Origin of the sequence: Thioclava sp. F28-4, assembly GCF_002020045.1 — a bacterium.
In the GTDB taxonomy this organism is placed as follows: Bacteria; Pseudomonadota; Alphaproteobacteria; order Rhodobacterales; family Rhodobacteraceae; genus Thioclava; species Thioclava sediminum.
Genome location: NZ_MPZQ01000007.1, coordinates 103,666 through 127,833 on the forward strand (window position 1 = coordinate 103,666; position 24,168 = coordinate 127,833).

At 64.9% G+C, this 24,168-nt stretch carries 27 protein-coding genes and 1 other RNA gene; 16 read left to right on the forward strand and 12 right to left on the reverse strand.

Annotation, left to right across the window (positions count from 1 at the left end):
- Positions 1–2: 2 nt before the first annotated feature.
- Positions 3–635 carry a uracil phosphoribosyltransferase gene (gene upp, locus BMI87_RS15425; protein ID WP_078522510.1) on the forward strand — a complete coding sequence of 211 codons (633 nt, stop codon included), beginning with the start codon at positions 3–5 and terminating at the stop codon, positions 633–635.
- 65 nt (positions 636–700) lie between these two features.
- Positions 701–1,594: an SPOR domain-containing protein gene (locus tag BMI87_RS15430; RefSeq protein ID WP_078522511.1), complete on the forward strand. Its 894-nt coding sequence runs from the start codon at positions 701–703 to the stop codon at positions 1,592–1,594.
- Positions 1,595–1,643: 49 nt separating this feature from the next.
- On the opposite strand, the gene BMI87_RS15435 is transcribed toward BMI87_RS15430, so the two are convergent.
- Both BMI87_RS15435 and BMI87_RS15440 read right to left on the reverse strand, forming a co-directional pair.
- Positions 1,644–2,663 (reverse strand): hypothetical protein, encoded by a 1,020-nt coding sequence (locus BMI87_RS15435; protein ID WP_078522512.1) that lies wholly within the window; start codon positions 2,661–2,663, stop codon positions 1,644–1,646.
- A gap of 175 nt (positions 2,664–2,838) precedes the next feature.
- A complete protein-coding gene (locus BMI87_RS15440; RefSeq protein WP_078522513.1) occupies positions 2,839–3,273 on the reverse strand; it encodes a DsrE family protein in 435 nt (144 codons plus the stop codon).
- Positions 3,274–3,459: 186 nt separating this feature from the next.
- Here BMI87_RS15440 and rnpB point away from each other — a divergent pair.
- From rnpB to rpmG, 4 genes are all read left to right on the forward strand, one after another.
- Positions 3,460–3,873, forward strand: an RNA gene (gene rnpB / locus BMI87_RS15445) — RNase P RNA component class A.
- Between the two features lie 191 nt (positions 3,874–4,064).
- Positions 4,065–4,448, forward strand: a complete 384-nt coding sequence (locus tag BMI87_RS15450; protein ID WP_078522514.1) for a DUF302 domain-containing protein — start codon at positions 4,065–4,067, stop codon at positions 4,446–4,448.
- An 80-nt stretch (positions 4,449–4,528) separates the two neighbouring features.
- Positions 4,529–5,239: a tellurite resistance TerB family protein gene (locus BMI87_RS15455; protein WP_078522515.1), complete on the forward strand. Its 711-nt coding sequence runs from the start codon at positions 4,529–4,531 to the stop codon at positions 5,237–5,239.
- Between the two features lie 158 nt (positions 5,240–5,397).
- Positions 5,398–5,565: a 50S ribosomal protein L33 gene (gene rpmG / locus BMI87_RS15460; RefSeq protein ID WP_011750518.1), complete on the forward strand. Its 168-nt coding sequence runs from the start codon at positions 5,398–5,400 to the stop codon at positions 5,563–5,565.
- 418 nt (positions 5,566–5,983) lie between these two features.
- Here the strand turns inward: rpmG and BMI87_RS15465 are convergent, their stop codons facing one another.
- Both BMI87_RS15465 and BMI87_RS15470 read right to left on the reverse strand, forming a co-directional pair.
- Positions 5,984–6,316, reverse strand: coding sequence for an AzlD domain-containing protein (locus BMI87_RS15465; RefSeq protein ID WP_078522516.1), 333 nt, complete (start codon positions 6,314–6,316; stop codon positions 5,984–5,986).
- Entirely contained in the window at positions 6,313–7,059 is a 747-nt protein-coding gene (locus BMI87_RS15470; protein ID WP_246832714.1) for an AzlC family ABC transporter permease, read from the reverse strand. The genes BMI87_RS15465 and BMI87_RS15470 overlap by 4 nt, the downstream gene beginning before the upstream one ends.
- Positions 7,060–7,147: 88 nt before the next feature.
- Here BMI87_RS15470 and mobA point away from each other — a divergent pair, with 88 nt between their 5' ends.
- Positions 7,148–7,750, forward strand: coding sequence for a molybdenum cofactor guanylyltransferase MobA (gene mobA, locus BMI87_RS15475; protein ID WP_256376244.1), 603 nt, complete (start codon positions 7,148–7,150; stop codon positions 7,748–7,750).
- Positions 7,747–8,334 carry a GNAT family N-acetyltransferase gene (locus BMI87_RS15480; RefSeq protein ID WP_246832715.1) on the forward strand — a complete coding sequence of 196 codons (588 nt, stop codon included), beginning with the start codon at positions 7,747–7,749 and terminating at the stop codon, positions 8,332–8,334. The genes mobA and BMI87_RS15480 overlap by 4 nt, the downstream gene beginning before the upstream one ends.
- A gap of 81 nt (positions 8,335–8,415) precedes the next feature.
- On the opposite strand, the gene BMI87_RS15485 is transcribed toward BMI87_RS15480, so the two are convergent.
- Both BMI87_RS15485 and greA read right to left on the reverse strand, forming a co-directional pair.
- Positions 8,416–9,462: a hypothetical protein gene (locus BMI87_RS15485; RefSeq protein WP_232621654.1), complete on the reverse strand. Its 1,047-nt coding sequence runs from the start codon at positions 9,460–9,462 to the stop codon at positions 8,416–8,418.
- Between the two features lie 57 nt (positions 9,463–9,519).
- Complete coding sequence (gene greA, locus BMI87_RS15490) at positions 9,520–9,990, reverse strand: transcription elongation factor GreA (RefSeq protein ID WP_078522518.1); 471 nt, start codon at positions 9,988–9,990, stop codon at positions 9,520–9,522.
- Between the two features lie 237 nt (positions 9,991–10,227).
- On the opposite strand from greA, the gene BMI87_RS15495 reads away from it, so the two are divergent.
- The 3 genes from BMI87_RS15495 to BMI87_RS15505 all read left to right on the forward strand — a co-directional run bounded on the left by BMI87_RS15495 (position 10,228) and on the right by BMI87_RS15505 (position 13,531).
- On the forward strand, positions 10,228–11,874 hold the full coding sequence (locus BMI87_RS15495; protein ID WP_078522519.1) for an electron transfer flavoprotein-ubiquinone oxidoreductase: 1,647 nt from the start codon (positions 10,228–10,230) through the stop codon (positions 11,872–11,874).
- 54 nt (positions 11,875–11,928) lie between these two features.
- Positions 11,929–12,729 (forward strand): hypothetical protein, encoded by an 801-nt coding sequence (locus BMI87_RS15500; protein WP_078522520.1) that lies wholly within the window; start codon positions 11,929–11,931, stop codon positions 12,727–12,729.
- Positions 12,730–12,880: 151 nt separating this feature from the next.
- Positions 12,881–13,531 (forward strand): acetyltransferase, encoded by a 651-nt coding sequence (locus tag BMI87_RS15505; RefSeq protein ID WP_078522521.1) that lies wholly within the window; start codon positions 12,881–12,883, stop codon positions 13,529–13,531.
- A gap of 2 nt (positions 13,532–13,533) precedes the next feature.
- Here BMI87_RS15505 and BMI87_RS15510 read toward each other — a convergent pair whose 3' ends face one another.
- Positions 13,534–14,520 (reverse strand): DegT/DnrJ/EryC1/StrS family aminotransferase, encoded by a 987-nt coding sequence (locus tag BMI87_RS15510; RefSeq protein WP_246832721.1) that lies wholly within the window; start codon positions 14,518–14,520, stop codon positions 13,534–13,536.
- A 329-nt stretch (positions 14,521–14,849) separates the two neighbouring features.
- Between BMI87_RS15510 and BMI87_RS15515 the strand changes: the two genes are divergently transcribed.
- Together BMI87_RS15515 and BMI87_RS15520 are read left to right on the forward strand one after the other, a co-directional pair.
- A complete protein-coding gene (locus BMI87_RS15515) occupies positions 14,850–16,724 on the forward strand; it encodes a tetratricopeptide repeat protein (protein ID WP_143593805.1) in 1,875 nt (624 codons plus the stop codon).
- Complete coding sequence (locus BMI87_RS15520) at positions 16,711–17,592, forward strand: 4-(cytidine 5'-diphospho)-2-C-methyl-D-erythritol kinase (protein ID WP_078522524.1); 882 nt, start codon at positions 16,711–16,713, stop codon at positions 17,590–17,592. Before BMI87_RS15515 ends, BMI87_RS15520 begins: the two co-directional genes overlap by 14 nt.
- 47 nt (positions 17,593–17,639) lie before the next feature.
- Here BMI87_RS15520 and BMI87_RS15525 read toward each other — a convergent pair whose 3' ends face one another.
- On the reverse strand, positions 17,640–18,674 hold the full coding sequence (locus BMI87_RS15525) for a polyprenyl synthetase family protein (RefSeq protein ID WP_246832716.1): 1,035 nt from the start codon (positions 18,672–18,674) through the stop codon (positions 17,640–17,642).
- A gap of 36 nt (positions 18,675–18,710) precedes the next feature.
- Here BMI87_RS15525 and BMI87_RS15530 point away from each other — a divergent pair, with 36 nt between their 5' ends.
- The 3 genes from BMI87_RS15530 to BMI87_RS15540 all read left to right on the forward strand — a co-directional run bounded on the left by BMI87_RS15530 (position 18,711) and on the right by BMI87_RS15540 (position 19,982).
- Entirely contained in the window at positions 18,711–18,923 is a 213-nt protein-coding gene (locus BMI87_RS15530; RefSeq protein ID WP_075773958.1) for a DUF2007 domain-containing protein, read from the forward strand.
- Positions 18,924–18,928: 5 nt separating this feature from the next.
- Positions 18,929–19,696, forward strand: a complete 768-nt coding sequence (locus tag BMI87_RS15535) for a tRNA1(Val) (adenine(37)-N6)-methyltransferase (RefSeq protein WP_078522637.1) — start codon at positions 18,929–18,931, stop codon at positions 19,694–19,696.
- A gap of 118 nt (positions 19,697–19,814) precedes the next feature.
- A complete protein-coding gene (locus tag BMI87_RS15540) occupies positions 19,815–19,982 on the forward strand; it encodes a YdcH family protein (protein ID WP_078522525.1) in 168 nt (55 codons plus the stop codon).
- Positions 19,983–20,063: 81 nt separating this feature from the next.
- On the opposite strand, the gene BMI87_RS15545 is transcribed toward BMI87_RS15540, so the two are convergent.
- The 4 genes from BMI87_RS15545 to BMI87_RS15560 form a co-directional block, all read right to left on the reverse strand.
- Positions 20,064–20,984, reverse strand: coding sequence for a DMT family transporter (locus tag BMI87_RS15545; RefSeq protein WP_078522526.1), 921 nt, complete (start codon positions 20,982–20,984; stop codon positions 20,064–20,066).
- Positions 20,985–21,051: 67 nt separating this feature from the next.
- The gene (locus BMI87_RS15550; RefSeq protein ID WP_078522527.1) at positions 21,052–21,774 is read right to left on the reverse strand and encodes a beta-ketoacyl-ACP reductase; all 723 of its coding nucleotides are present in this window, start codon (positions 21,772–21,774) and stop codon (positions 21,052–21,054) included.
- 105 nt (positions 21,775–21,879) lie between these two features.
- Positions 21,880–23,055: an acetyl-CoA C-acetyltransferase gene (locus BMI87_RS15555; protein WP_078522528.1), complete on the reverse strand. Its 1,176-nt coding sequence runs from the start codon at positions 23,053–23,055 to the stop codon at positions 21,880–21,882.
- Positions 23,056–23,196: 141 nt separating this feature from the next.
- Complete coding sequence (locus tag BMI87_RS15560; protein ID WP_078522529.1) at positions 23,197–24,039, reverse strand: EAL domain-containing protein; 843 nt, start codon at positions 24,037–24,039, stop codon at positions 23,197–23,199.
- Positions 24,040–24,168 lie beyond the last annotated feature (129 nt).

A 24,168-nucleotide genomic window follows, 5' to 3' on the forward strand; every position in this document is an offset into this window, starting at 1 on the left:
CAATGAGTGACCATCTGACCGTCGTCAAACATCCGCTGGTGCAGCACAAACTGACCCTGATGCGCGAGAAGGACACGTCGACCGCGTCCTTCCGTCGTCTGCTGCGCGAGATCAGCCTGCTGCTGGCCTATGAGATCACCTCGGAGCTGGAACTGACCTCGAAGAATATCGAGACGCCGCTTCAGGAGATGGACGCGCCGATCCTCGCAGGCAAGAAACTCGCGCTGGTGTCGATTCTGCGGGCGGGCAACGGTCTGCTGGATGGCGTGCTGGAGCTGATCCCGGCGGCGCGCGTGGGCTTTGTCGGCCTCTACCGCGACCCCGAGACGCTGAAGCCGGTCGAATACTATTGCAAGCTGCCGAGCGAGCTCGAAGATCGTCTGACCATCGTGGTCGATCCGATGCTGGCCACCGGAAACTCCTCGGTCGCGGCGATCGACCTGATCAAGGAAAAGGGTGCGAAGAACATTCGCTTCATGTGCCTGCTGGCCGCCCCTGAGGGCGTCGCGCGCATGAAAGAGGCGCATCCGGATGTGCCGATCGTGACCGCCGCGCTTGATGAGAGGCTCGACGATCACGCCTATATCGTGCCGGGTCTGGGCGATGCGGGCGACCGGATGTTCGGGACGAAGTAAGGCCAACACCCTTTACTCAAAGGCAAACCCGGCTATCCTCCCCTTGAAAACATCAGGGGGTGGATATGCGACTGAAAGCAGGGGCGGCGGCTGGTCTGTGCGCGATTCTCACGCTGGGGCTGGGAGGCTTCGCATCGGAGTCGAAGGCGCAGCAATATGCGCCCGCCGAAATGCCCCCGGCGAGCTATACCGATCCGCAATATGTCGACAGTCAGGGCTGCGTGTTCGTGCGCGCGGATTATGGCGGCGCCGTGCGCTGGGTGCCGCAGATGAATAGCGACCGCGGCATCGTCTGCGGCCATACGCCCAGCGTGGCGCCCACCGTGCCGGTTGCGTCGGTAACCGTGGCTGCGAACCCTGCGGCCCGCGCCACTGCCGCGATGCGCGCGCCCTATTCGCCGACCCCGACCTCTCCGCCTGTGCTGCGCGATCCGTCGCGCGTGTCTCACAGCGTGAGCGTCGGTGGGCTCGCCCCGGTGATGACCCACGCGCCCAAGCCGCAGAATGGCTGGACGAATGCCTTCGACGATGGGCGGCTGAACCCCTATCGCGGCCCGCGCACCGTCCACGGCAATGCACAGATGCGCGCGCGCTGGACCGAAGAGACGCCGATGCAGCTTCGCCCCACCGCGACGCCGGATCAGGTCTATGTCGAGGGCTCTTATCCGCCGGTGCCGAAGCCGCGCATCGTGGTGGTGCCGACCGTCACCGTGTCGAGCAAATCGGTCGCGCCGGTCGGTTCGAACGGCAAGCAATATGTGCAGGTCGGCAGCTTCGGCAATGTCGCGAATGTCGCCGCTGCAACGAAGCGTCTGCAGGCGCTGGGACTGCCGGTCGCGACCTCCAAGACGCAGGAGCTGACGGTGGTCTATGCCGGGCCGTTTTACGATACCGCGAAGCTGAATTCGGCGCTGGCCTCGGCGCGTCGGGCGGGCTTCCCGGATGCGCTCGTGCGCTGACGCGGCGTGAAATTTCGGGAGAGATCAAACGGCCCTTCGGGGCCGTTTTTCATTGCGCAGAGCAGATGTCCTGCAGCGCCACCCATTGCGCATCTTCCAGAACCGGCTTCGGCGCAGGCTGGCCCTTGAACGGGTCGGCCTCGATCAGGCCCAACACCGACTCTCCGGTCGGGTCGAGCGCGTAGGCATAGGGCGTCGCGCTGACCCCGGCGTCGCGGAAGGCGCGCAGCAGCGTGTCGCCATCGGCCCGCGCCGGGGGATGCTGCAGCAGGTCCTGCGCATATTCGGCAAGCCCGCTCTCGGGAAGATCGCCTGTCGTCAGCAGCCGCAGAGCTGCCGCGGGGCCGAGACGGTCGAGCATCCGGTGCAGCGGGCGCCCTCCGGCGGCGCTGTTCTGCGCGGCGATGATGTAGCCCGCGACGACCTCGGGCGTATCCGGCCCGTCGATCGTATCGCGTCCGACGACCGTCATCCCGCCCGGTAACAGCCGCGCCCCTTCGAGCGCCTGCGGCAGGACCGCGATGACCGATTGTCCGGGCAGCCGTTCCGCCAGTGCGGAGAGGGCGCGATCGCCGCCGGGGCTGTGACAGGCCGAGCCGGTCATTTTCACCATCTCGGAGAGCAGCTTGCGGCCGATCTCGACGCGTTTCGCCTGGGGGGCGACGCGCGCGGCATGATCGACCAGCGCCGAGGGCAGCCAAAACAGCGCCACGGCGCCGACTGACAGCAGCACCGCCCCGATGAGCACACCGCGCAGCCGCCCCGGGTGCGGGCGCTTTGCCGCGATGATCGCATGGACCTTCTCGATCGCGGCGATCATCGTCTCGTCTTCGATCTCGAGCTCTTCGCCCGGCTCCTCGGAAGGAGCGAAGATCGCGGGGCGTTTGCCGGGATTGCGGCGATGCATGGCAGGCAGCGACCAATGCGCGAGCGCCGTGCCGGAGCGCGCCTCCGACAGCACAAGCGTCGCGTCGCCCAGCGAGAGGATCACCTCGCGGCGCTGCGCGTCCGCATCGGGACGCCATATACCGATCGCCTCGAGGCGTTCATATTCGGAGAGGGCGGTCATGCGGGCCCGTTTCTGCTCTTGTTTGTCAAGAGGATAGCCGATCCTGCCGGGGGGTCAATCAAACAGCCCTGCCTGTAACGTAAACCGCCCCGCACGAGATACCGTGCGGGGCGAGTTGGGTCGCGATTCAAACCGAAGCGCGCGGAAAGCGAAGGGCCACCCGCGCTTTCGTCCGTCAGGGCCGCAGATAGGCGTAGCCATCGCGTTGCAGATCGACGAGATAGGCCGCGCCGGAGGGGACGATTTCCGCCTCTTCGACCATAGGAGGCTCCTTCCCGAGCTTCTTGGTCATCGCCGCGAGCGTATTGGCGCAGGCGCGGAAATGGATCGGTTCGCCCAGCATCGCCATTTCCTCGACGCGGGCTTTCACCGGCGAGGTGTCGGCGCGCAGCATGTTGAGCCCCGGCCCGTAGGTGACCATTTCGATCTGGACCTCTTCGCCTTTGTCTTTGTAATATTTGATCATGTTGAGCGCGTTGTTCAGCGCCATGTTCATCACTTGCGGATCGGCGCTGTTGACCTGAATGGCGATTTTCTCATTCGCCATAGCGGGCAATGCCCAAACCATCGCCGCGAGCGCAAGGCCGAGGCGGAGTCCTCCCTTTACCATCGTGATCTCCCTTTCACTTCATGGACGGCCAGCGTCAACGTGCCGCACCTGAAAAGCAAGTGGTTGCACGGACTGCTCCCGAAATTTCACGGCCTCGTGATGCGGGGGCGGCGTTTCTTGCTGACGGAACATGCGTGCGCGGGGGCGATTGACCGCGCGGGGGCGAGTGTTTATCTGCTGCCTTGCGCGGATGGCTGGATGGCCGCGAGTTCCCGTAGCCCCGTGTATGCGGGTAGCCGGGGGCCCGAGGAAAGTCCGGACTCCATGAAGCAACGGTGCCGGGTAACGCCCGGGCGGGGAAACCCGACGGAAAGCGCCACAGAAAACAAACCGCCTCGGTTTCGGCCGGGGTCAGGGTGAAACGGTGGGGTAAGAGCCCACCGCGGGACTGGTAACAGGACCGGCACGGCAAGCCCCACCGGGAGCAACGCCGAATAGGGATCGCGCGCTGCGCCGCTTGCGGTGACGGCAGGGGAGCTTCGCCCCGAGCGGTCCGGGTTGGCAGCTAGACCCTGTGAGCAATCGCAGGGCGAGAGGAATGGTCATCCATGGGGGTGCAAGCCCCCGGGACAAAATCCGGCTTACAGGCCATCCGCGCAAATTCTTCTTTCGCTTCAAGATCGAGGGCAAGGAACAAGCCACCGCCCGCACGGGTTCCCGCTACTGCGGCACAGTGAGCGCGCATTGAAGCACAGGCCTCTCCATGATCGTGACTTGCGTTTCGCATCGAATTGGCCACGCTCGACGCAAAGGCGCGAACAGCCGAGACCAACTAGGGGAGAGAGATTGCCATGGGCTATACGATCGACAAGGTGATGACCGGGGCATTCGACGAGGTCGAGGCGAAAGTGCGCGAGGCGCTGGCCGAGGCGGGCTTCGGCGTGCTGACCGAGATCAACGTGTCCGCCACGATGAAGGCCAAGCTCGACAAGGACATGCCGCGCTACAAGATCCTCGGCGCCTGCAACCCCAAGCTTGCCTATGAGGCGATCGGCGTCGCGCCGCGGATCGGGGCGATGCTGCCCTGCAACGTGGTGCTGCGCGAGGTGGAGGACGGGATCGAGGTCAGCGCCGTCGATCCCGTGGCCTCGATGCTCGCGGTCGAGAATGACGACCTCACCGAAGTCGCGAGCCAGGTACGCCAGATGCTCGCCGACGTGGTTGCCAAGCTGTAAATCGCGTGAGTTTTTTCTAGCCAAGCGCGTCCCTGCGCGCGAAGCTGTCTCAACAGGAAACCGCATTTCGGGGGAATGATATGAGCTTCGTGAAGACATTGGCCACGCTCGCGGTGGGCTTCGCCGCCGCCAAGGGCGTGGAGCGTTTCAACAAGATGGGCGGTCTCGACGGCATGAAGGATGCGCTCGGCAAGGCGGGCGAGCCCGGCGGTATGGGTGACCAGATGGGCGAGTGGGCCGAGAAGATGGGCATGCCCGGCGGCAAGGAGACCGTGCGCGGTCTCTTCGGCCAGTTCGGCTCTCAGGCAGCCTCCGCGACGGCGGCGACCGAGGCGGGGCTTGGCGCGCTGATCGGTGCCATGACCGGCGCTGCGAAAACGGGCGCAGGCAATATCTCGGAAATGCTCGGGTCCGTGACCTCGGGCACACCGGTCAACGCGATGATGGAGGATCAGGCCAAGCTGATGATCCGCGCGATGATTCAGGCCGCGAAAGCCGATGGCGAGATCGACGAGACCGAGCGCCAGACCATCCTCGATCACCTGTCCGACGCCTCCGACGAAGAGATCGCCTTCGTGAAATCCGAACTCGACGGCCCGATCGACATCACCGCTCTGGCCAATGCCACCTCGGATCACATGAAGTCGCAGGTCTATTCGTCTGCGCTTCTGCCGATCACCGTCGATACCGAGGCAGAGAAGCAATATCTGGCGAATCTGGCTGCGGCGCTGGGCCTCGAGACGGAGAAAGTCGCCCAGATTCACGAGACGATGGGCAAGCCGCTGATCTGAGCGGAAAGGGCGTCACCGCTTTCTGAGCCGTGGGCGAAGAATTTTCAGCCTGCGGCCCGGTTTGCCGGTTGACTCCGCATCGCGCATCGCTAAAAGGCGGGCTTCAAGGATTCCGCGGGTGCGTAGTTTTTTCGATGCCCGGAGCTAGGAGATAAACAATGGCGAAGCCGACGACGATCAAGATCCGTCTGAACTCGACGGCGGGCACCGGGCACTTCTATGTGACCAAGAAGAACGCCCGCACCATGACCGAAAAAATGACCGTGAACAAATACGATCCGGTCGTGCGCAAGCACGTCGAATACAAGGAAGGCAAGATCAAGTAAGATCGCCTGACCTTGACGGTTAGAAGGCCGTGCCTCCGGGCACGGCCTTTTTCTTTGTCGGTTGCGAGGGACCTATGCCCGGATCAGCCGCGAAGCGGCCCGGGCCGCGCCCGACCTCCCCCGGGGAGGGCGCATCGGCGATGTCAGTGCAGGCACGTGCGTCTTTCGGGCTTGCGAGATAAAGCACCCAGCCACCGAGCGCTGCAAAGCGCCCACCCGAGGTCGGGCGCGGCCCTCTGGAGGCCTAAGGCGGAGTTAGTGGGGCGTCCCCGGCGCATTGCTCGCGCAATCCGCGTTCGCCGCTTCGGTGGCTTCGCTGGAGCCCCCGATCTGCACTTTCAGCAATCGCGCCCCGGCGCCTCCACGGTCGGCGCGTTCGCCGCTGAGGGCTTCCACTGGAAGCCCTCCGAGACGCGGCTCACCCCACCAGCCACAGTGACAGGTAAAGCGCGGCGAGCCCGCTGAGAATCGCCCACAGCGTGTTGCGCGTCGCAATCCCGACCCCAAGCGTTGCGAAGGCTGCGATCATCCGTGCAGGGTCGGTCTCACCGCCCGTGGCCGCAGGCCACAGCACCAGCGGCGCCACCAGCCCCGGCAGAACCGCGACCGGCGTATAGCGCAGGTAGCGCAGCGCCCATTCCGGCAATTGCCGGTCGCCGAGAAAGCCCATGAAAGAGAAACGCAGGAAGAACGTGCCTATCCCCAGCGCGATGATGATTCCCCAGATCAGGGCGTCCGAATACCCGCTCATTCCCGCACCGCCTTTCTACGCGCGACCCAAAGCTCGACCTGCGCGCCCGTCACCATCGCGGCGACCGCGGCGATCATCAGCCCCACACCCGAGGGCAGGAAACTCAACGCCAGCGCGCCCACGACCGAGACCGCCGCCGCTGCGACATGAGCGAGCGTGCGCAGGGCAGGTCCAATCATCGCGAGGAAGGTGATCGGCACCGCGAAATCGAGCGCGAATTCCGGCGGGATTTTCGCCCCCACCAGCGCGCCGAGCAGCGTCGCGACATACCAGTTCGGGCAGATCGGGCTGCAGACGCCCGCGTAATAGGCCAGCTTCTCGGCGCGGCTCATCTCCGGCTCGGCCTCGTATTCGTTCGCCGCCATCGCATAGGACTGATCGACCATGAAATAGGCCACCAGCGCCTTCTGCCATGTCTTCGCCTTGCCGAAATGCGGCGTCAGCGCTGCCGAATACATCGCCATGCGCAGGTTGACCGCAAGCGAGGCCGCGAGGATCAGCAGAACCGGCGCGTGATCGCCCATCAGCTGCAGCGCGGTGAATTGCGCAGCGCCCGCGATGACCATCACCGAGAAGCCCATGACCTGCGCCAGATCGAGCCCCGCACTGGTCGCCGCCACCCCGAACAACAGCCCGAAGGGCATGATTACCAGGAGGAACGGCAGACCATGCCGAAATCCGCGCCAATAGGCGGCTCGGATCGTGCCTTTCGGGGCCGTCCCGTTCGCGGTCATGTCCGACATGATGCTTGTCTCCCGTTCTCAGTTGCGGGACAGATAGGGAAGGATGCGGGCAAAGGCAAAGCGCGCGATTGTATTGGAGGCAATCATCTTGACCGCTGGCGAAGATGTCGGGCCGCGTGTGGTCGCGGTGATCCTTGCAGGCGGGCAGGGTCGGCGCATGGGCGGCGTCGACAAGGCGACGGTGATGCTCGCCGGGCGACCGCTGTTCGCCCATGTCGCAGCCCGGATCGGCCCGCAGGTGGCCAGACTCGCGATCTCGGCCAATGGCGCGGCGCTACGATTCGCCCCGATCCCCGTGCTGCCCGATCCGCCCCAGCGGCGCGGCGAGGGGCCTCTGGCGGGGCTCCTGAGCGCGCTCGACTGGGCGGCGGAGCAGGGCGCGGATATGCTGCTCAGCGTGCCGGTCGATACGCCATTCCTGCCGCGCGATCTCGTGGCCCGGCTAAGCGCCCCCGGCGGCGCGGCCTATGCCGCCTCGAATGGCCGCGACCATCCGAGCGTGGCGCTGTGCCCGGTCGACGACCGCGCGCGCATCGCGGAGCTCTTCGCCTCGGGAGAGCGGCGCCTGCGCGCGGCCTTCCCGGATGCGGCGCGGGTGGAGTTCGAGGGCAGCCCCGACTCGTTCACCAATCTCAACACGCCGGAAGATCTCGCCGCGGCGGCCGCGCATCTGGCGGAGGCCACACGGTGACTCAGGTGTCGATCCGGCACGGGCTCGCGCGCGAGCATCGCACGGCGGCTGCGGGGCTCTACTGGCAGGCCTTCGGCGGCAAGCTGGGGCGGGTGATGGGCCCCGAGCCGCGCGCCCTGGGCTTCATCGCCGACGTGATCGACCCCAGCCACGCGCTCTCGGCGCTCGACGGCAACGGCACGCTTGTCGGGGTGGTCGGGTTTCGCACCCATCGCGGCTCTTTCGTCGGCGGCAGCTGGTCCGATCTACACAACCATTACGGGCGCAGCGGCGGGCTCTGGCGTGGCGCCTGCCTGCATCTTCTGGCGCATGATCTGCCCGCGGGCGGGATGATGGTCGACGGGATCGCGGTGCGGCCCGAGCTGCGCGGGGCGGGCATCGGGCGCGCGCTGATCGAGGCGCTGTCCCATGAGGCGCGCAGGCGCGGCTATGCGGCGCTCTGCCTCGACGTGATCGACGAGAATCTGCGCGCACGTGCCTTGTATCAACGGCTGGGCTTCGAGGTCACGGGGCGGCGCACATCGCGGCTGACGCGGCTGGTCTTCGACTTCCGGTCGGTGCAACTGATGCGCCGCGCGCTGTGAAGGCTCTGCCTCCGCCGCGCCCATTCGTATTGGCAAAAATATCCCGGGGGTGAGGGCGAAGCCCGAGGGGGCGGGCCCCCCTCAGTCGAAACTTCCGGTGACGCGCCCCAGCAGCATGAAGGCGCGCGCGGTGCGGGTCTCGGCCATCTCGGCGATGTCCTGATCCGACGCGTTCTTCTCGAATTCGGCGAAGGTGCGGTCGAACTGGCGCAGGAAATGATGCGCCACGTCGCGGAAGATCGTGTCGCCGCGCATCCGGCCTGCGCTGAGCGCCAGAGACGAGCGGTCGCGGATGCCGCCGAGGCTGGTGATCTCGCGCCCGCGCTCGCCTTGTGCGAAGCGACGCCACAGCTCGGGCCGGGCGCGGTCGGGTTTGAGGTCGTCCATGTAGATGCCGTCCTGCGCGAGCAGATTCAGCACATCTTGCGCCGAGCGCAGCAGCTTCGCCGTCGACCGGTCTTCAAGGGCGCGGCGCAGCGCGCGGAAGCCTTCGGTATCGTCGGGCGAGTCCGGGAAGTTCAGTGCGCGGACGAAATCGGCGACCGAGAGCGGCGCGCGCAACTCCTCGGCAGGGGTGCCGAGCGCCAGCATCGGTTCGCTGTCATCGGGCCGCGGCGGGGGCGGTGCGACCAGCGCCGCCTTGCGATCGGCGGAGGGCTGGCTCGCCTGCACATCGCGGCGCGAGGCGAAGGTCGCGATGGTGGTTTCGGCCTGCCGGGCGACGGCGGCGATCTCGTCGAGCTTCTTCTCGACATTCTGATCGGTGCGCAGCGCCTGCTGATTGAGCCAGGCCGTGCGCATCGCCTCGATGGATTGCTTGAGGGCGGCGGTCTCGGCGCGCATCTCGCGAGTTGCGCGGGCCGTTACGGCCGCGACCCAGATCATCACGATCGGCACCGCCATCCCGACGACGAGGCTGACGGTGGCGAACAGCGACGCGGCGCGCGCGATCCCCGGGGCGAAGAACCAGAAGGCCACGACCATGAAGACCCACAGGAGGCTCAGCCCCAGCGCGATCCATTCCGGCGCGCCGGGATATCGCGTCTTGAGGCGTGGACGACCGGCAGGCGATTGCGGTCCGCCGGGCATGGCGAACCGGTCCTTGTCCTGCTCTGCGGGTCCTTCCATTCAGGCTCTCCGTCAGTGGCGCGCGGTCAAATGCTCACCGCGCAGGGGACGACCGCGTCAGGCGAAAACGATCTTGAGGATTTCGTAAGCCTTGTCGCCACCCGGCGTGCGAACCTCGACCGAGTCGCCCTCGTCCTTGCCGATCAGCGCACGCGCCAGCGGCGATTTCATGTTGAGCTTGCCCTTCTCCAGATCGGCCTCGGGCTCGCCGACGATCTGGTAGGTCTTCTCTTCGTCGGTGTCCTCGTCGACGATGGTGACGGTCGCGCCGAATTTGACGGCGCCCGACATCTTCGACGGGTCGATCACCTCGGCCCGGCCCAGAAGCCCTTCGAGCTCCTTGATCCGGCCTTCGATAAAGCCCTGCTTCTCGCGTGCCGAATGGTATTCGGCATTCTCCGAGAGGTCGCCCAATTCCCGCGCTTCCGCGATCGCAGCAATGATCGCGGGCCGCTCTTCGGACTTGAGCTTTTTCAATTCTGTATTGAGCGCGTCGAAACCCGCGCGCGTCATCGGTTGTTTGTCCATGGAAGGCTCCCGAATTCGGAACTGTCCCCAATTCAGGGCATCTAAATCTGCTCTGACCCCCGGAAGTCAAGTGGACAGCGCGATTTTCGCGGCGAATTGCCGATCTCCTCAGTCTGGGAAGGGATTGTAATTTGGCGCAAGATTGTTACGCGGCATCGCAGCGTAACAATTGCCTCGTTACGCGAGGTAGGCTAGGCAGGACGCCAGCTAGGACGACCAGCAAGGGGTTCGACAGACATGACCGAAGTGACGCGCGAGTCGATGGAATATGATGTGGTGATCGTGGGCGCGGGGCCTGCAGGGCTTTCGGCGGCGATCCGTCTCAAGCAGATCGACCCGGAGCTCGAGGTCGTCGTGCTCGAGAAGGGCTCGGAAGTGGGCGCGCATATCCTGTCGGGCGCGGTGCTCGACACCAGCGGGTTGGATCAGCTGATCCCCGACTGGAAGGACAAGGGCGCGCCGATTACCGTTCCGGTCAAGAAGGACAATTTCTACATGCTGGGCGAGGCCGGGGCGATGCGCATCCCGAACTGGCCGATGCCGCCCTTGATGTCGAACCACGGCAAATACATTGTCTCGATGGGCAATGTCTGTCGCTGGATGGCCGAACAGGCCGAAGGTCTGGGCGTTGAGATTTTCCCGGGCATGGCCGCCTCGGAAATCGTTTGGGACGGCGATCGCGTCGCCGGTGTCGTCGCGGGCGAATTCGGCAAGAATCCCGATGGCACCGAGGGTCCGGGCTACGAGCCGGGCATGGAGCTGCGCGGCAAATACGTGATGATCGCCGAGGGCGTGCGCGGCTCGCTCGCCAAGGTGATGATGGAGAAGCACAACCTCTCCGACGGTCACTGCCCGCAGAAATTCGGCCTCGGTATGAAGGAAATCTGGGAGATCGACCCGGAGAAGCACCGCGAAGGCACCGTGACCCACACGATGGGCTGGCCGCTGGGCGGCAATGCGGGCGGCGGGTCGTTCATCTACCACCTCGAGAACAATCAGGTCTATGTCGGCTTCGTGGTGCACCTGAACTACGAGAACCCGCATCTGTATCCCTACATGGAGTTCCAGCGCTTCAAGCATCACCCGATGGTCGCGGAACTGCTCGAAGGCGGCAAGCGCGTGGCTTACGGCGCGCGGGCGATCTCGGAAGGCGGCTGGCAGTCGATCCCGAAACTGACCGTGCCGGGGGCGGTGCTGCTGGGCTGTTCGGCGGGGCTCGTGAACGTGCCGCGCATCAAGGGCAACCATAACGCGATGCTGTCGGGCATCGCGGCGGCGGAAGCCGCGGCGGAGGCCATCAAAGGCGGTCGTTCGGGCGATGAACTGACCGAATACGAGGCCGATCTGCGCTCGGGTCCGATCGCGAACGACCTCAAGAAGGTCCGCAACGTGAAGCCGATGTGGTCGAAATGGGGGATGGTCCCCTCGCTGATCTTCGGCGGGCTCGACATGTGGACCAACGACCTCTTCGGCTTCTCGCTGTTCGGCACGCTCAAGCATGGCAAATCGGATGCGAAAGCGACCGGCGAGGCGAGCAAGTTCAAGCCGATCGACTACCCCAAACCCGATGGCAAGCTGAGCTTCGACCGCCTGACCAATGTCAGCTTCTCGAACACCAACCATGAAGAGAGCCAGCCCTGCCACCTGAAGCTGAAGGATCCGTCGATCCCGATCTCGGTGAACCTGCCGAAATATGACGAGCCCGCGCAGCGCTACTGCCCGGCGGGCGTCTACGAGGTGGTCGGCGAGGGCGACGACGCGAAGTTCCAGATCAACTTCCAGAACTGCGTCCACTGCAAGACCTGCGACATCAAGGACCCGAGCCAGAACATCAACTGGACCACCCCGCAGGGCGGCGACGGGCCGAACTACCCGAACATGTGATCGCGAAAGGGGCCTGCGGGCCCCTTTTTGCACCGGACTCTGGGAAGGCCGAATATGCCGACACAAGCCCCGACTGGCTCGTTTCCGACCCGGCCGATCGTCGTGGTCTGTCGCCCCTTCGACGAAAACAGCGGGGGGCAGATCGTGCTCCACGCGTTGATCGACCGCATGCGGAGCCTTGGCGTCGACGCCTATGCGAGTCAGCCCTGCAAGACCTACCGGTCTCTGCGCCCCGCGTGGCTTGGCGCGTTGAAGCGCTGGAACTATCGCCGGAAGCTGCCGGAATTTTTTGCGCATGAGAGCATGGATGTGCCCATGGCCTCCGATGCGGTCCTTGACGATGCGATCGTTGTCTATCCGGAGACGGTCAGGGGTAACCCGCTGGAAGCCGAGCGCGTGGTCCGCTGGCTGCTGAACCGCCCCGGCCTGTTGGGCGGCAATGAGACCCTCGATCCGAGCGAGGAAGTCTTCTTCTATCAGGAAGCCTTCGCCGAAGGTGTGGCCTCCGTTTCACCCGATCGTCTGCTGCGGGTGCGGTGGCTGCGCGAGGACGTCTATCGGGATGAAAACCGTTCGCGCTCCGGCAGTTGCCGGATGATCCGGAAGGGAACGGACACGCTCTCGCAAATCCCGGAAGGCGACCGCGCTATTCCGCTCGACGGTCTCAGTCACCAAGAAATCGCCGAGGTCTTCAATAAGACCGAAGTTTTCTACTGCCACGACCTCTACACGATGTATGCCTATTACGCGGCGCTGGCGGGCTGTGTGCCGGTGGTCGTCCCACGTCCGGGCTTGAGTGCGGAGGATTGGCGGGACGGCTTCGAGTTGAAGCACGGGGTCGCTTATGGTGAGTAGGAAATCGACTGGGCGCGCGCGACGCGCGATCAGTTGATTGCCGACATGGCAGCGGCAAGAGAGCAGGAAACCGAGAATGTCTTGCGCTTTCTCGCTATTCTGAAAGAGCGCTTCGGCTGATCGCGCCGGCTGCGAGGAGGAGTTTGTGCCCATGCGAAACATCGTGATCTATGGCTGCGGCGGCTTCGGGCGCGAAGTCCTTCAGGTAATTCATGCGATTAACGCGGAGGCTGCGACATGGAACGTGCTCGGCTTTGCGGTCGATCCCGGCATCGAGCACCCGGAGACGGTCCACGGGCTGCCGGTCACCTCCGATCTGTCCACCTTCGGAGACGACCCGCTGCCGGATGTTGTCATCGCGATTGGCTCTCCGGCTGCACGCAAGGGCATTGCGACCCGTTTGGGCGCGCGCGGACACGCTTTTCCGGTGCTGGTGCATCCGTGGGCGTGGCTCGGTGAGAATGTCCGGCTGAGCGACGGTGTCATCATTTGCGCAGGCGCCTGCCTGACGACAGATATCGAGCTGTCCGATCATGTTCACATCAATCTCAGCGCGACAGTTGGGCATGATGTGGAAATCGGATCCTTCTCGACGATCAGCCCGGGGGCGAATATCTCGGGCAATGTCCGCTTGGCGGAGGAAGTCGAGATCGGCACCGGGGCGAGCATCATTCAACGCATCCCCGTCGGCCGGGCTTCGGTGATCGGCGCGGGGGCTGCTGTGGTCCGGGAAATTCCCGAAAACAGTGTCGCGGTGGGAGTCCCCGCGAAGGTTATCCAGACCAAGAGCGATCCCGCCTGAGTTCAGAGCAGGCGCTCGATCGCCTCCCGCAAATCCCGGTCGCTCAGCAGGGCGACATCGGGATGCGTCGGGATGTTGACGAGATTGCGATACAGCTCCGTCGTCTTCGGCAGGTCAGCCAGCGGTTTGTAATATTTTCCGAAGGTCAGCTGTTTGCTGTCCAAGATCGTTTCCAAAGGGATTTCCGTCTGTCCAAGATAACCCCAGCTCATGGCGGGCGCGCCGATGTTGAATGGCGTCAAAGGGCGCAGGCCAAGCTCGCGCGCGATGTCATGCACGCGCTCGGCCTGCTCGAAATACTCTTTCTCCCAAGTGTCGACCCGCTCGAGGCGGTCGATCAGAAAGGCGCAGGAAATATCGGAAATCTTGCCGTTGTTCACCCAGCAAGACGGTTCCGCTGGAACCGCCCCGTAATTGATCAGGCTGTAGAACTCTTCGGATAGCTCCGCGGGCGTAATCGCAAGACCACCTTCGCCCATGCCATAAGGCTTGGTGTGGTGCAGGCTGAGCGCCTGCCACGGCCAATCGGGCAAATCGCGGCTGATCCCCGCCGCGTTATCCAGAAGCAGGAGTTTCCCGGTGGCCTTGGCGTATTCGATATAGGCGGAGAAGTCCCGATGAAGGCCGAACGGATTCACGACGACGAGCCCGTCGAAACTGTCTTCGGGAAGCGCCTTCAACTGATCCAGGTCGAGAAGCCCCTGATCGTCGCAATCGACAAAGTGCATATCGGCGAAGTGGCCGCGTCCCAGGTTCTGAAAGCTGAACGCGGAGCCGACCCATCGCAGCGCGCGCCCCTCGCGCAGCGCCAGAAGCTTCGCCATCGCCTCCAATGCAATTCCGGCGTTCGCGCAGGGCGTGACGGATGTTTGCGGTCCGAAGTTGAAATGCGTAGCGAATGATTCTACGAGCTTTCGATACAGAGGGCCGCGATTTGCCCAGCTGTTTTCGCCACTGCAGAGATCGAGCAGCGTGGTCACTCGAGTCATATCGGGAGATTTGGCGTTGATGAACTTGACTTGGGTATCAGTCACAAGGTGATCGTCTTTCAACTCGAAGAAGAATTTACAGGCAGACTGCTAACCTTAAAGATGTGCAATCTGCAAATACTCGTTATGCGTAGCCTTCGAGCCTGGCGAATTCTCGTCGTCTCGCCTGAAGCTGTGGTTGAGTATCCGCGCGCGACGACTTTACGTCAATTCCCTCATCACAACGCCGTGTCTGTGCAGGCGGCTTCCCGCGTGCGGTGGTTCGGCTCATTGTAATGCCCGCAGCGCGCCGTTACGCTCGATTTCAACCCGAATGAGAGGACCGTTTCGTGTCGAGTTTGAAGACCCCGCTGCGCCTTGCGCTCTTCGCCCTCTTGATGGGCTCCACCGCGCCGATGCCGCTGCTGGCTCAGGATGCGCCGAAGGCTGGCAGCGCCGAAGATGCGGCGCAGGCCGCCGATGACGCCGCCGCGAAAGGCGATGCTGCCGACACCGCGAATGACCCCAGCCCGGCAGAGGCGGGGGCTTATCTCGCCGCGCGCATCGCGTCGCAGCAATTCGATTTCGCCGAGGCCGCGCATTACTACCGTCAGCTGATGGCCAGCGGCGATACCAGCGGCGCGACCGCAGAAGCAACGCTCGTCTCCGAGATCGCGATCGCCGATTTCGACCGCGCCACGCCGCTTGCGCAGCAGATGGTGGAGGCCGGGACCGGTAGCCAGATCGCGGCGCTCACCGCGCTGGCGGCCGATGCGCATGACAAGAACTGGACCGGGGCGCTCGCGCTTCTCGACAGCGGCGCCGATCCCGGGCCGCTCGTGGGCGGTCTGACCAAGGCCTGGGCGCTGGCGGGCGACGGCAAAATGTCCGACGCCTCCGCGGCCTTCGACGAGGTCGGCAAGCAGCAGGGCCTCGCGGCTTTCGCGGGCTTCCACAAGGCGCTCGCGCTGGCGCTGGTCGGCGATTACGAAGGCGCCGATGCGATCCTGAGCGGCGAGCATGGCGAGAAGATCACCTCGACCCGCCGCGGTGTGCTGGCCCATGTCGAAGTGCTCTCGCAGCTCGAGAAGAACAAAGAGGCGCTGAAACTGATCGAGGATCGCTTCGGTAAGGATCTCGACCCGCAGCTGAAGGACATTCGCACCAAGCTGGAGGCGGGTGACACGCTGCCCTTCGACGTCGTGCGCAACGCGTCCGACGGCGTGGCGGAGGTCTATTACTCGGTCGCACAGGCGCTGATCGGGGATGCACCCGACACGTTCACGCTGGTGCATTCGCGGCTGGCAAACATGATCCGGCCCGACATGGATGACGCGACGCTGCTGACCGCGTCGATGCTCGACCAGCAGGGCCAATACGACCTTGCCATCGAAGCCTATGCCGACATCAAGCCCGACAGCCCGATCTACCACGCCGCCGAGATCGGGCGCGCGGAATCGATGGTGCGCGCGGGCCGCAACGATGCGGCGATCGAAGTGCTCGAGAACCTGTCGCGCAGCCGTCCCAAGCTCGTGGGCGTCTGGACCGCTCTGGGCGACACGCTGCGCCGCGAGAGCCGCTTTGCTGAGGCCGCGAAAGCTTATGACAAGGCGATCGACCTGCTTGGCCAGCCCGAGCCGAAGGACTGGTTCGTCTGGTATTCGCGCGCCATCGCGCAGGAACGCTCGGGCAATTGGGACGAGGCCGAGAAGGGCTTCCGCGAGGCGCTGCGCCTCTCGCCCGATCAGCCCTCGGTGCTGAACTATCTGGGCTATTCCTATGTCGACAAGGGCGAGAATCTCGACGAAGCGCTCGACATGATCCGCAAGGCCGCCGCCGAGCGTCCCGATGCGGGCTTCATCATCGACAGCCTCGGCTGGGCGCTGTTCAAGCTTGGCCATTATCAGGAAGCGGCCGAGAAGATGGAGCGCGCCGTGGAGCTCGAGCCGCGCGATCCGCTGCTCAACGACCACCTGGGCGATGTGCTCTGGGCCGTGGGGCGTCAGCGCGAGGCGAAATTCCAGTGGCGCCGCGCGTTGTCCTTCGCGACCGACGATGCGGAGACCACCGAGGAGCTCGATCCCGACGCGATCCGCCGCAAGATCGAGGTGGGTCTGGACCAGCTGCGCAAGGAGCAGGGTCTGCCGCCGCTCGAGGATAAGGGCCCGAGCAAGGATACTGCTCAGGCCGCCCCCGAAACGCCCGCGAGCGATGCGAATAATTGACGCCTTCGCGCCGGCGAAGATCAACCTGACGCTTCATGTCATCGGCCAGCGGGCCGATGGCTATCACCTGCTCGACAGCCTCGTGGCCTTCGGGCCGATGGGCGACCGGCTGGTGCTGCGCGACAGCGACGCGCTTTCGCTCAGCGTGGCTGGACCGGAGGCGGCGGGCGTGCCCGCCGATCCGTCGAACCTCGTGCTGAAGGCCGCGTCCCTCCTGTCGCGCCCGGCGGGGCAGGGGGCCGAGATCCATCTCGACAAATATCTGCCGCCCGCCTCGGGCATCGGCGGTGGATCGTCAGACGCGGCGGCTGCGCTGCGGGGGCTGGCTGCGCTTTGGGACCAGCCGCTCCCGGCAGAGACCGCGCAACTCGGGGCAGACGTGCCAATGTGCCTGACGCCGCAGCCTCAGCGCGTGCGCGGTATAGGCGAGACGCTCGACCCCGTGGCCCTGCCGCCGCTGCCCGCGCTTCTGGTCAATCCGCGCGTGGAAGTGCCGACGCCTGCGATCTTCAAGGGGCTCGATTCGAAGGACAATCCCCCGATGCCGGAAGTGCTGCCGAGTTTCACTGGCGCGGCCGATTGCATCGACTGGCTCGCGACCCAGCGCAACGACCTCCAAGCCCCCGCCATCGCCTCCGCCCCGGTGATCGGGGAGGTTCTGGACGGTCTCATGATGCTGCCCGGTTGCCGCCTCGCGCGCATGTCGGGCTCGGGGGCCACCTGTTTCGCGCTGTTCGAGACGCTGGACGGGGCGCAGGCCGCCGAGGCGATGCTGGCCCAACGTCGCCCCGACTGGTGGCACGCGTCTGGCTTGCTCGGCGATCAAGAGGAAGAGGCGCAGCCCCAAAGCCGCGCCTCTTCCTCTTGATCTAAATATCCCGGGGGGCGCCCGCAGGGCGGGGGGCAGAGCCCCCCTCAGCGCAGCCGCGCCACCACGTAATCCGCCAGATCGTCCAGCATCTGCCGCAACTCGCTCTCGGGCAGCACCTTGAGCCGCTCGCGCCCGCGATCGGCCCATTCAAGGGCAGCGGCGCGCGTCTCTTCCAGCGCGCCGGTCGCGTGCAGCAGCTCCATCGCATGCTCCAGATCGCCGTCGCGCTGGTCGCCCTTGTCGATGGTGCGGGTCCAGAAGGCGCGGGCGTCCGCGTCGGCTTTCGCCAGCGCCTTGATCAGCGGCAGGGTCAGTTTGCGCTCGCGGAAATCGTCGCCCACGTTCTTGCCCATGGTCTCGGCATCGCTGAGATAGTCCAGCAGATCGTCGACCACCTGGAACGCGATCCCGAGGCTTTCGCCGTAATCGTGCAGCGCCGCGATCTGATCCTCCGGTGCACCGGCCAGAACCGCGCCCGCCTCGGTCGCCGCCGAGAACAGCGCCGCGGTCTTGCCGCGCACCACCTTGTAATAGGTGCCCTCGGTCGTGTTCAGGTCTTCCGCCGCCGAGAGCTGCAGCACTTCGCCCTCGGTGATGACGGCGGAGGCGTTCGACAGGATCGACAGAACCCGCAGGTTGTCGGTGTCGGTCATCAGCTGGAACGACCGCGCGAAGAGGTAATCGCCAACGAGCACGCTCGACTTGTTGTCCCAGAGCAGGTTCGCGGTCGGACGGCCCCGGCGCTGCTTGCTCTCGTCGACCACATCGTCATGCAGCAGCGTCGCGGTATGGATGAACTCGACCGCCGCCGCGAGGTTGTGATGCAGATTGCCCTCGTAGCCGCACAGCCGCGCCGCCGCGACGGTCAGCATCGGCCGCAGCCGTTTGCCGCCCGCGCCGACCAGATGGGCGGTCACTTCGGGGATGCGCGGCGCGTTCTCCGAGGCCATGCGCTCGGCGATCAGCGCATCCACCGCCGCCATGTCGCTTGCCAAGGCTTCCGCGAGCCGGTCATGCGGTTTCGCCGTGTTGTCGGGCTTGTCGTCGAGGCTCATGTTCATCCCTTCGATCTGCCTCATCTCGACAGCCCTCGCAAGGGGCCGTAAGTGAGGGATATGAAAGAGCTACTGCGCAGCACGGACCCGGTGAAACTGGCCATGGCGACCGCCCTTCTCGAGGGCGAGGGTATAAGCACGTTTCAACTCGACGTCCATACGAGCGTGCTGGAAGGCTCGCTCGGAATCCTTCCGCGCCGCCTGATGGTGCGCGACAGCGACATGTTCATGGCGCAGGCGGTTCTGCGCGATAACGAGATCAAATCGGATTGATGCCCATGGATCGGTTCGGGCCCGATGAACTGACAGTCGATGGCTTTCTCGGCGGGCGGTTGCGCATCTCCCAGCCGCGCGCGGGCTACCGCGCGGCGATGGACCCGGTCCTGCTCGCGGCGGCCTGTCCGGCGCAGGCGGGCCAGTCGGTTCTGGAGCTCGGCTGCGGGGCCGGGGTGGCGAGCCTGTGTCTTGGCTGGCGGGTGCCGGGGCTTGCGCAAAGCGGGATGGAATTGCAGCCCGCCTATGCCGATCTGGCCCGGCGCAACGCGGCGGAGAACGGGGTCGCGCTCGAGGTGATCGAGGGTGATCTGGCGCAGATGCCCGCCGATCTGCGCGCGCGCAGCTTCGATCACGTCATCGCCAACCCGCCCTATTTCGGGCCCGAGGATGGCACGCCCGCCGCCGATCCCGGGCGCGAGCGTGCGCAGCGTGAGGCGACGCCGATCAGCGCATGGCTCGACGCGGGGCTGCGACGGCTCAAGCCCGAGGGGCGGATCACGCTGATCCAGCAGGCCGACCGTCTGGCGGATCTGCTGGTGGGGCTGCACGGGCGGACCGGCGCGATCTCCGTTCTGCCGATCGCGCCCCGAGTCGGTCGCCCGGCGCGGCGGGTGATCGTCACCGCCCGCAAAGGTGCGCGGACCCCGCTGCAGCTTCTGGCGCCGCTGATCCTGCATTCGGCGCCGATGCACTCACGCGATGCAGAGGATTTGACGGAAATTGCGCGCGAAATCCTGCGCGAAGGTCAAAAATTGCCGATTCCGCGTTAACGCTTTCGCAAGATTTCGCGAAAATGCTGGGGATAACCCGTCGCTATACGACATTTCCGTGACACGACTCAAAACCTGTGCTGCAATCGACGGGCTGACAACTGGAGAGGAGACTGCCATGTCGCTTGGTTCGCATATCACCGAACTTCGCAAAAAACATGAGGCTCTGTCGATGGAGGTCGAGCGCGCTTCGCGCAGACCCGGCATCGACGATCTCGAAATCGCTCAGATGAAAAGGCAAAAACTTAGGCTGAAAGAGGAAATCCACCGCCTCGAAACGGCCTGAGGGCCCTCCCACGAGTTTAATCGGGCCGTCCTTCGGGGCGGCCCGTGTCGTTTGAAAAGGGCCGTTCGAGGGGGCGCCGACTCAGGCCGAACCTTTCCGCGGCATCTCCTGCCCGGTCATGTCGGGTGGAGGGGGCGCGACGCGCCGACGCCGACCGCCAAGCGCCGCCAGCCCGGCGCCGCCCGCGATCATCGCCGCCGCAATCAGCAGGGTCGGGCGGGCGTCCGCAATCCCGACTGCGACCAGCACCAGCGTCGAGACCAGAGGGGCCGCGTAGGAGGCCGTGCCCAGCAGCTGAATATCGCCGCGCTTCACGCCAAGATCCCATGTGTAGAAGGCAAGCCCGACCGGCCCCAGCCCCAAGCCAATCACAGAGGCCCAGCCGATCGCGTCCGCAGGCCAGATCGTCGGCTCCAGCGCAAGATGGGCGACGGCCGACAGGGCGGCGCTCGCGAGGCAATAGACCGCGACCGCCGCCGTCGGCACCGCGCCGAACCGACGCGACAGCAGCGAATAGCTCGACCATGTCAGCGCGCAAATCAACGCCAGCCCATAGCCGGGCAGCGCCGCCGGATCGGCGGAGACTCCGCCCCCGAGGATCAGCGCGGCTCCGCCAAACGCAAGCACCGCCCCCGCGACATGCCAAAGCGTCAGCCGCTCGCCGGGCAGCAACCCGGAAAAGAGCACGATCAGCAGGGGCCAGAGATAGGCGATCAGCCCGGCCTCGGCCGGGGGCGCGAGGCGCAGCGCCGAGAAATAGAGGAAATGATAGCCGAACAGCCCCGCGGTCCCGGCGAGATAGACCTTCCACGAGACGTGCCGCAGCTGCCCCAGCGCGCCGGTCGCCACCAGCCAGATCACGCCCACCGCGCCGCCCAAAGCGAAACACAGCGCGTTCAGCATCAGAGGCGGCACCGGGGCCGACCCCACGGTGAACAGCGCCAGCAGCGCCCACAGCAGTACCGCCGTGAACCCGATCGAAGTGGCCTTGCCGCGTGTCATGCTGTCCCCGCCAAAACAAAGAGGCCCGCAAAATGCGGGCCTCCGTCGAGAATGCCAAGAGGCGAAATCAGATGAAGTACTGACCGCCATTCGCGGTGATCGTCGAGCCGGTGATGAAGCCCGCATCGTCCGAGGCGAGGAACACCACGCAGCGCGCGATTTCTTCGGGCTCGCCCAGACGCCCAACCGGGATCTGGCCGATGATCGACTCGCGCACCTTCTCCGGCACCGCCATGACCATCTCGGTCGCGATATAGCCGGGGCAGATCGCGTTGACCGTGATGCCTGCGCGCGCGCCTTCCTGCGCCAGCGCTTTGGTGAAGCCCAGATCGCCCGCTTTCGCCGCCGAGTAATTCGCCTGCGCGAACTGACCCTTCTGGCCGTTGATTGAGGAGATGTTGACGACCCGGCCGAACTTGCGCTCGCGCATCTTCGTCCAGAGCGGGTGGGTCATGTTGAAGATGCCGCTGAGATTGGTGTCGATCACCTGGTTCCACTGCTCGCGGGTCATCTTGTGGAAGGGCGCGTCGCGGGTAATGCCCGCGTTGTTCACCAGAACGTCAATCGGGCCGACCTCGGATTCGATCTGTTCGATCCCCGCCGCGCAGGCGTCGTAATCGGCGACCGACCATTTGTAGGTCTTGATCCCCGTCTCCTCGGTGAACTTGGCCGCAGCCTCCTCATTGCCGGCATAGTTCGCGACGACCGTGTAGCCCGCCGCCTGCAGCGCCTTCGAGATCGCCGCGCCAATGCCGCGCGATCCGCCGGTGACCAATGCAACTCTCGCCATGATTCCTCCTCCAAATGGAATGCCCTTGAAATGCTGTTACCGAAAATGACAAGAGCGCGCAACAAAGTTGCGCGCTCTTTTTGCAGATGCAGCATTTTTTTGCCGTTAGAGGCCTTCAATGCACATTGCGACGCCCATACCGCCACCGATGCAGAGCGTGGCGAGGCCTTTTTTCGCGCCCTGACGCTTCATCTCGAACAGAAGGGTGTTGAGGATTCGCGCGCCGCTGGCGCCGATCGGGTGGCCGATGGCGATGGCGCCGCCATTGACGTTCACCTTGCTGACGTCCCAACCCATGTCCTTGTTCACCGCGCAGGCCTGCGCTGCGAAGGCTTCGTTGGCTTCGATCAGGTCGAGATCGGAGGCTTTCCAGCCCGCCTTCTCCAGCGCCTTGCGCGAGGACGGGATCGGGCCGCAGCCCATGATCGACGGGTCGAGCCCGGCGGTCGCGTAGGAGGCAATGCGGGCCAGCGGCGTGAGCCCGCGCTTCTCGGCCTCTTCCTCCGACATCAGCAGCACCGCGGCCGCACCGTCATTGATGCCGCTCGCGTTGCCTGCGGTCACCGAGCCGTCCTTGGCGAAGGCCGGACGCAGCTTCTGCATGTTCTCGATCGTCGCGCCGTGGCGGATATATTCGTCCTGATCCACGACCGTGTCGCCCTTGCGCGTCTTCACGGTGAAGGCGGCGATCTCGTCGGCGAACTTGCCAGCTTTCTGCGCGGCTTCTGCCTTGTTCTGCGACGCCAGCGCGAATTCGTCCTGCATCTCGCGCGAAATCTGCCACTGGGTGGCGACATTCTCGGCGGTCTGACCCATGTGGTAGCCGTTGAACGCGTCCCACAGCCCGTCCTTGATCATCGAGTCGATCATCTTCATGTCGCCCATCTTCTGACCCGCGCGCAGATGCGCGACATGGGGGCTGAGGGACATGCTTTCCTGGCCGCCCGCGACGACGATATCGGCATCGCCGCACATGATATGCTGGGCGCCGAGAGCGACCGTGCGCAGGCCCGAACCGCAGACCTGGTTGATCGACCAGGCAGCGCTTTCGATCGGCAGGCCCGCGTTGATATGGGCTTGGCGGGCGGGGTTCTGGCCTTGGCCCGCGGTCAGCACCTGACCGAGGATCGTTTCGGACACATCGGACTTCTCGATCCCGGCGCGGGCGACGACAGCCTCGATCACGGCGGCGCCGAGGTCATGTGCGGGCGTATTGGCAAACGCGCCCAAAAACGAGCCGACGGGCGTGCGCGCGGCCGAGACGATGACGACATTGGTCATGGGATCCTCCTCATCACTTAAGCGGGCGCGACAGCGCGTCCGTTCTGCTGCTGCGCAGCATGGCGGAAGGGAACGAGAGGTCAAGCTTAATCCCGTCGCTCGGGAAATTGTTAACGCAACTTTATTGCGCTCTGGCTGGGGTCATGCACGTCTCCGTTGCGGTTCGTGAGACTGGCTCCACGGGGGGTGGATCGTCGGCGCGCCGAAGTAATAGCCCTGCATGCAATCGACGCCGAGGCTTGCCACATATTCGGCATCCTCCAGCGACTCGACCGCTTCGGCGATCGTGAACATCTCGAAATGGCGCGCCACGTCGAGCAGCGATTTCGTCAGCGCCTGATTGTCCGGATCGTGCGAGATGCCGCGAATGAACTGCCCATCGACCTTGATGATGTCGAAGTAGAAATCCCGCAGATAGCGGAAAGACGTGTAGCCCGCCCCGAAATCGTCGAGAGCGAAACTGACGCCGCGGGCCTGCAAATCTTCCATGAAGACGCTGACCAGTTCGGGAATTTCCATCGCCGAGCTTTCGGTAATCTCCAGTATGAGACGCTCGCCGACGGTTTCATCGACCGCAAGGCCCCGATTGAGGACCTTGGTCCAGGGCGCGTAGCCGATCGAGCGCGCCGACATGTTGATCGCCAGGCGCAGATCCGGCTGCCCAAGAAGCGCTTTCAGACCCAGTTCGAGCGAGAGGCAATCGAGTTTTCGCCCGACCTCCGTCCGTTCGATCGCGTTGATGAACTCCTTCGCGGGGATGATGCGCCCGCGATCGTCGAGAACCCGGATCAGGCCCTCGTAAAACGCGGGTCGGTCGGGGCGACAGGTCTGGATCACGGGCTGATAGGCCAGCATGACGTCTTGCCGGTCGATCGCCGCGCGCACCATGGCCAAGGCCTGCCGACTTTGCTCGGCAGCCGCAAAGCTCAGCGGGCTATCTTCGTCACGATGCACCGGCATGGCCCTCGCGTCTCGATTCGTCATCTGCCCCTCCTTCGCCTTCGAGCCAAGTATCGGCGCAAGCGCCTAAGAAGGGGTAAAGACCGGGAAATAGGCCGGACACGTGGTTAACGGGAAATTCGCATCTGGCGTTAAGTCGATGGTAACCGGCAG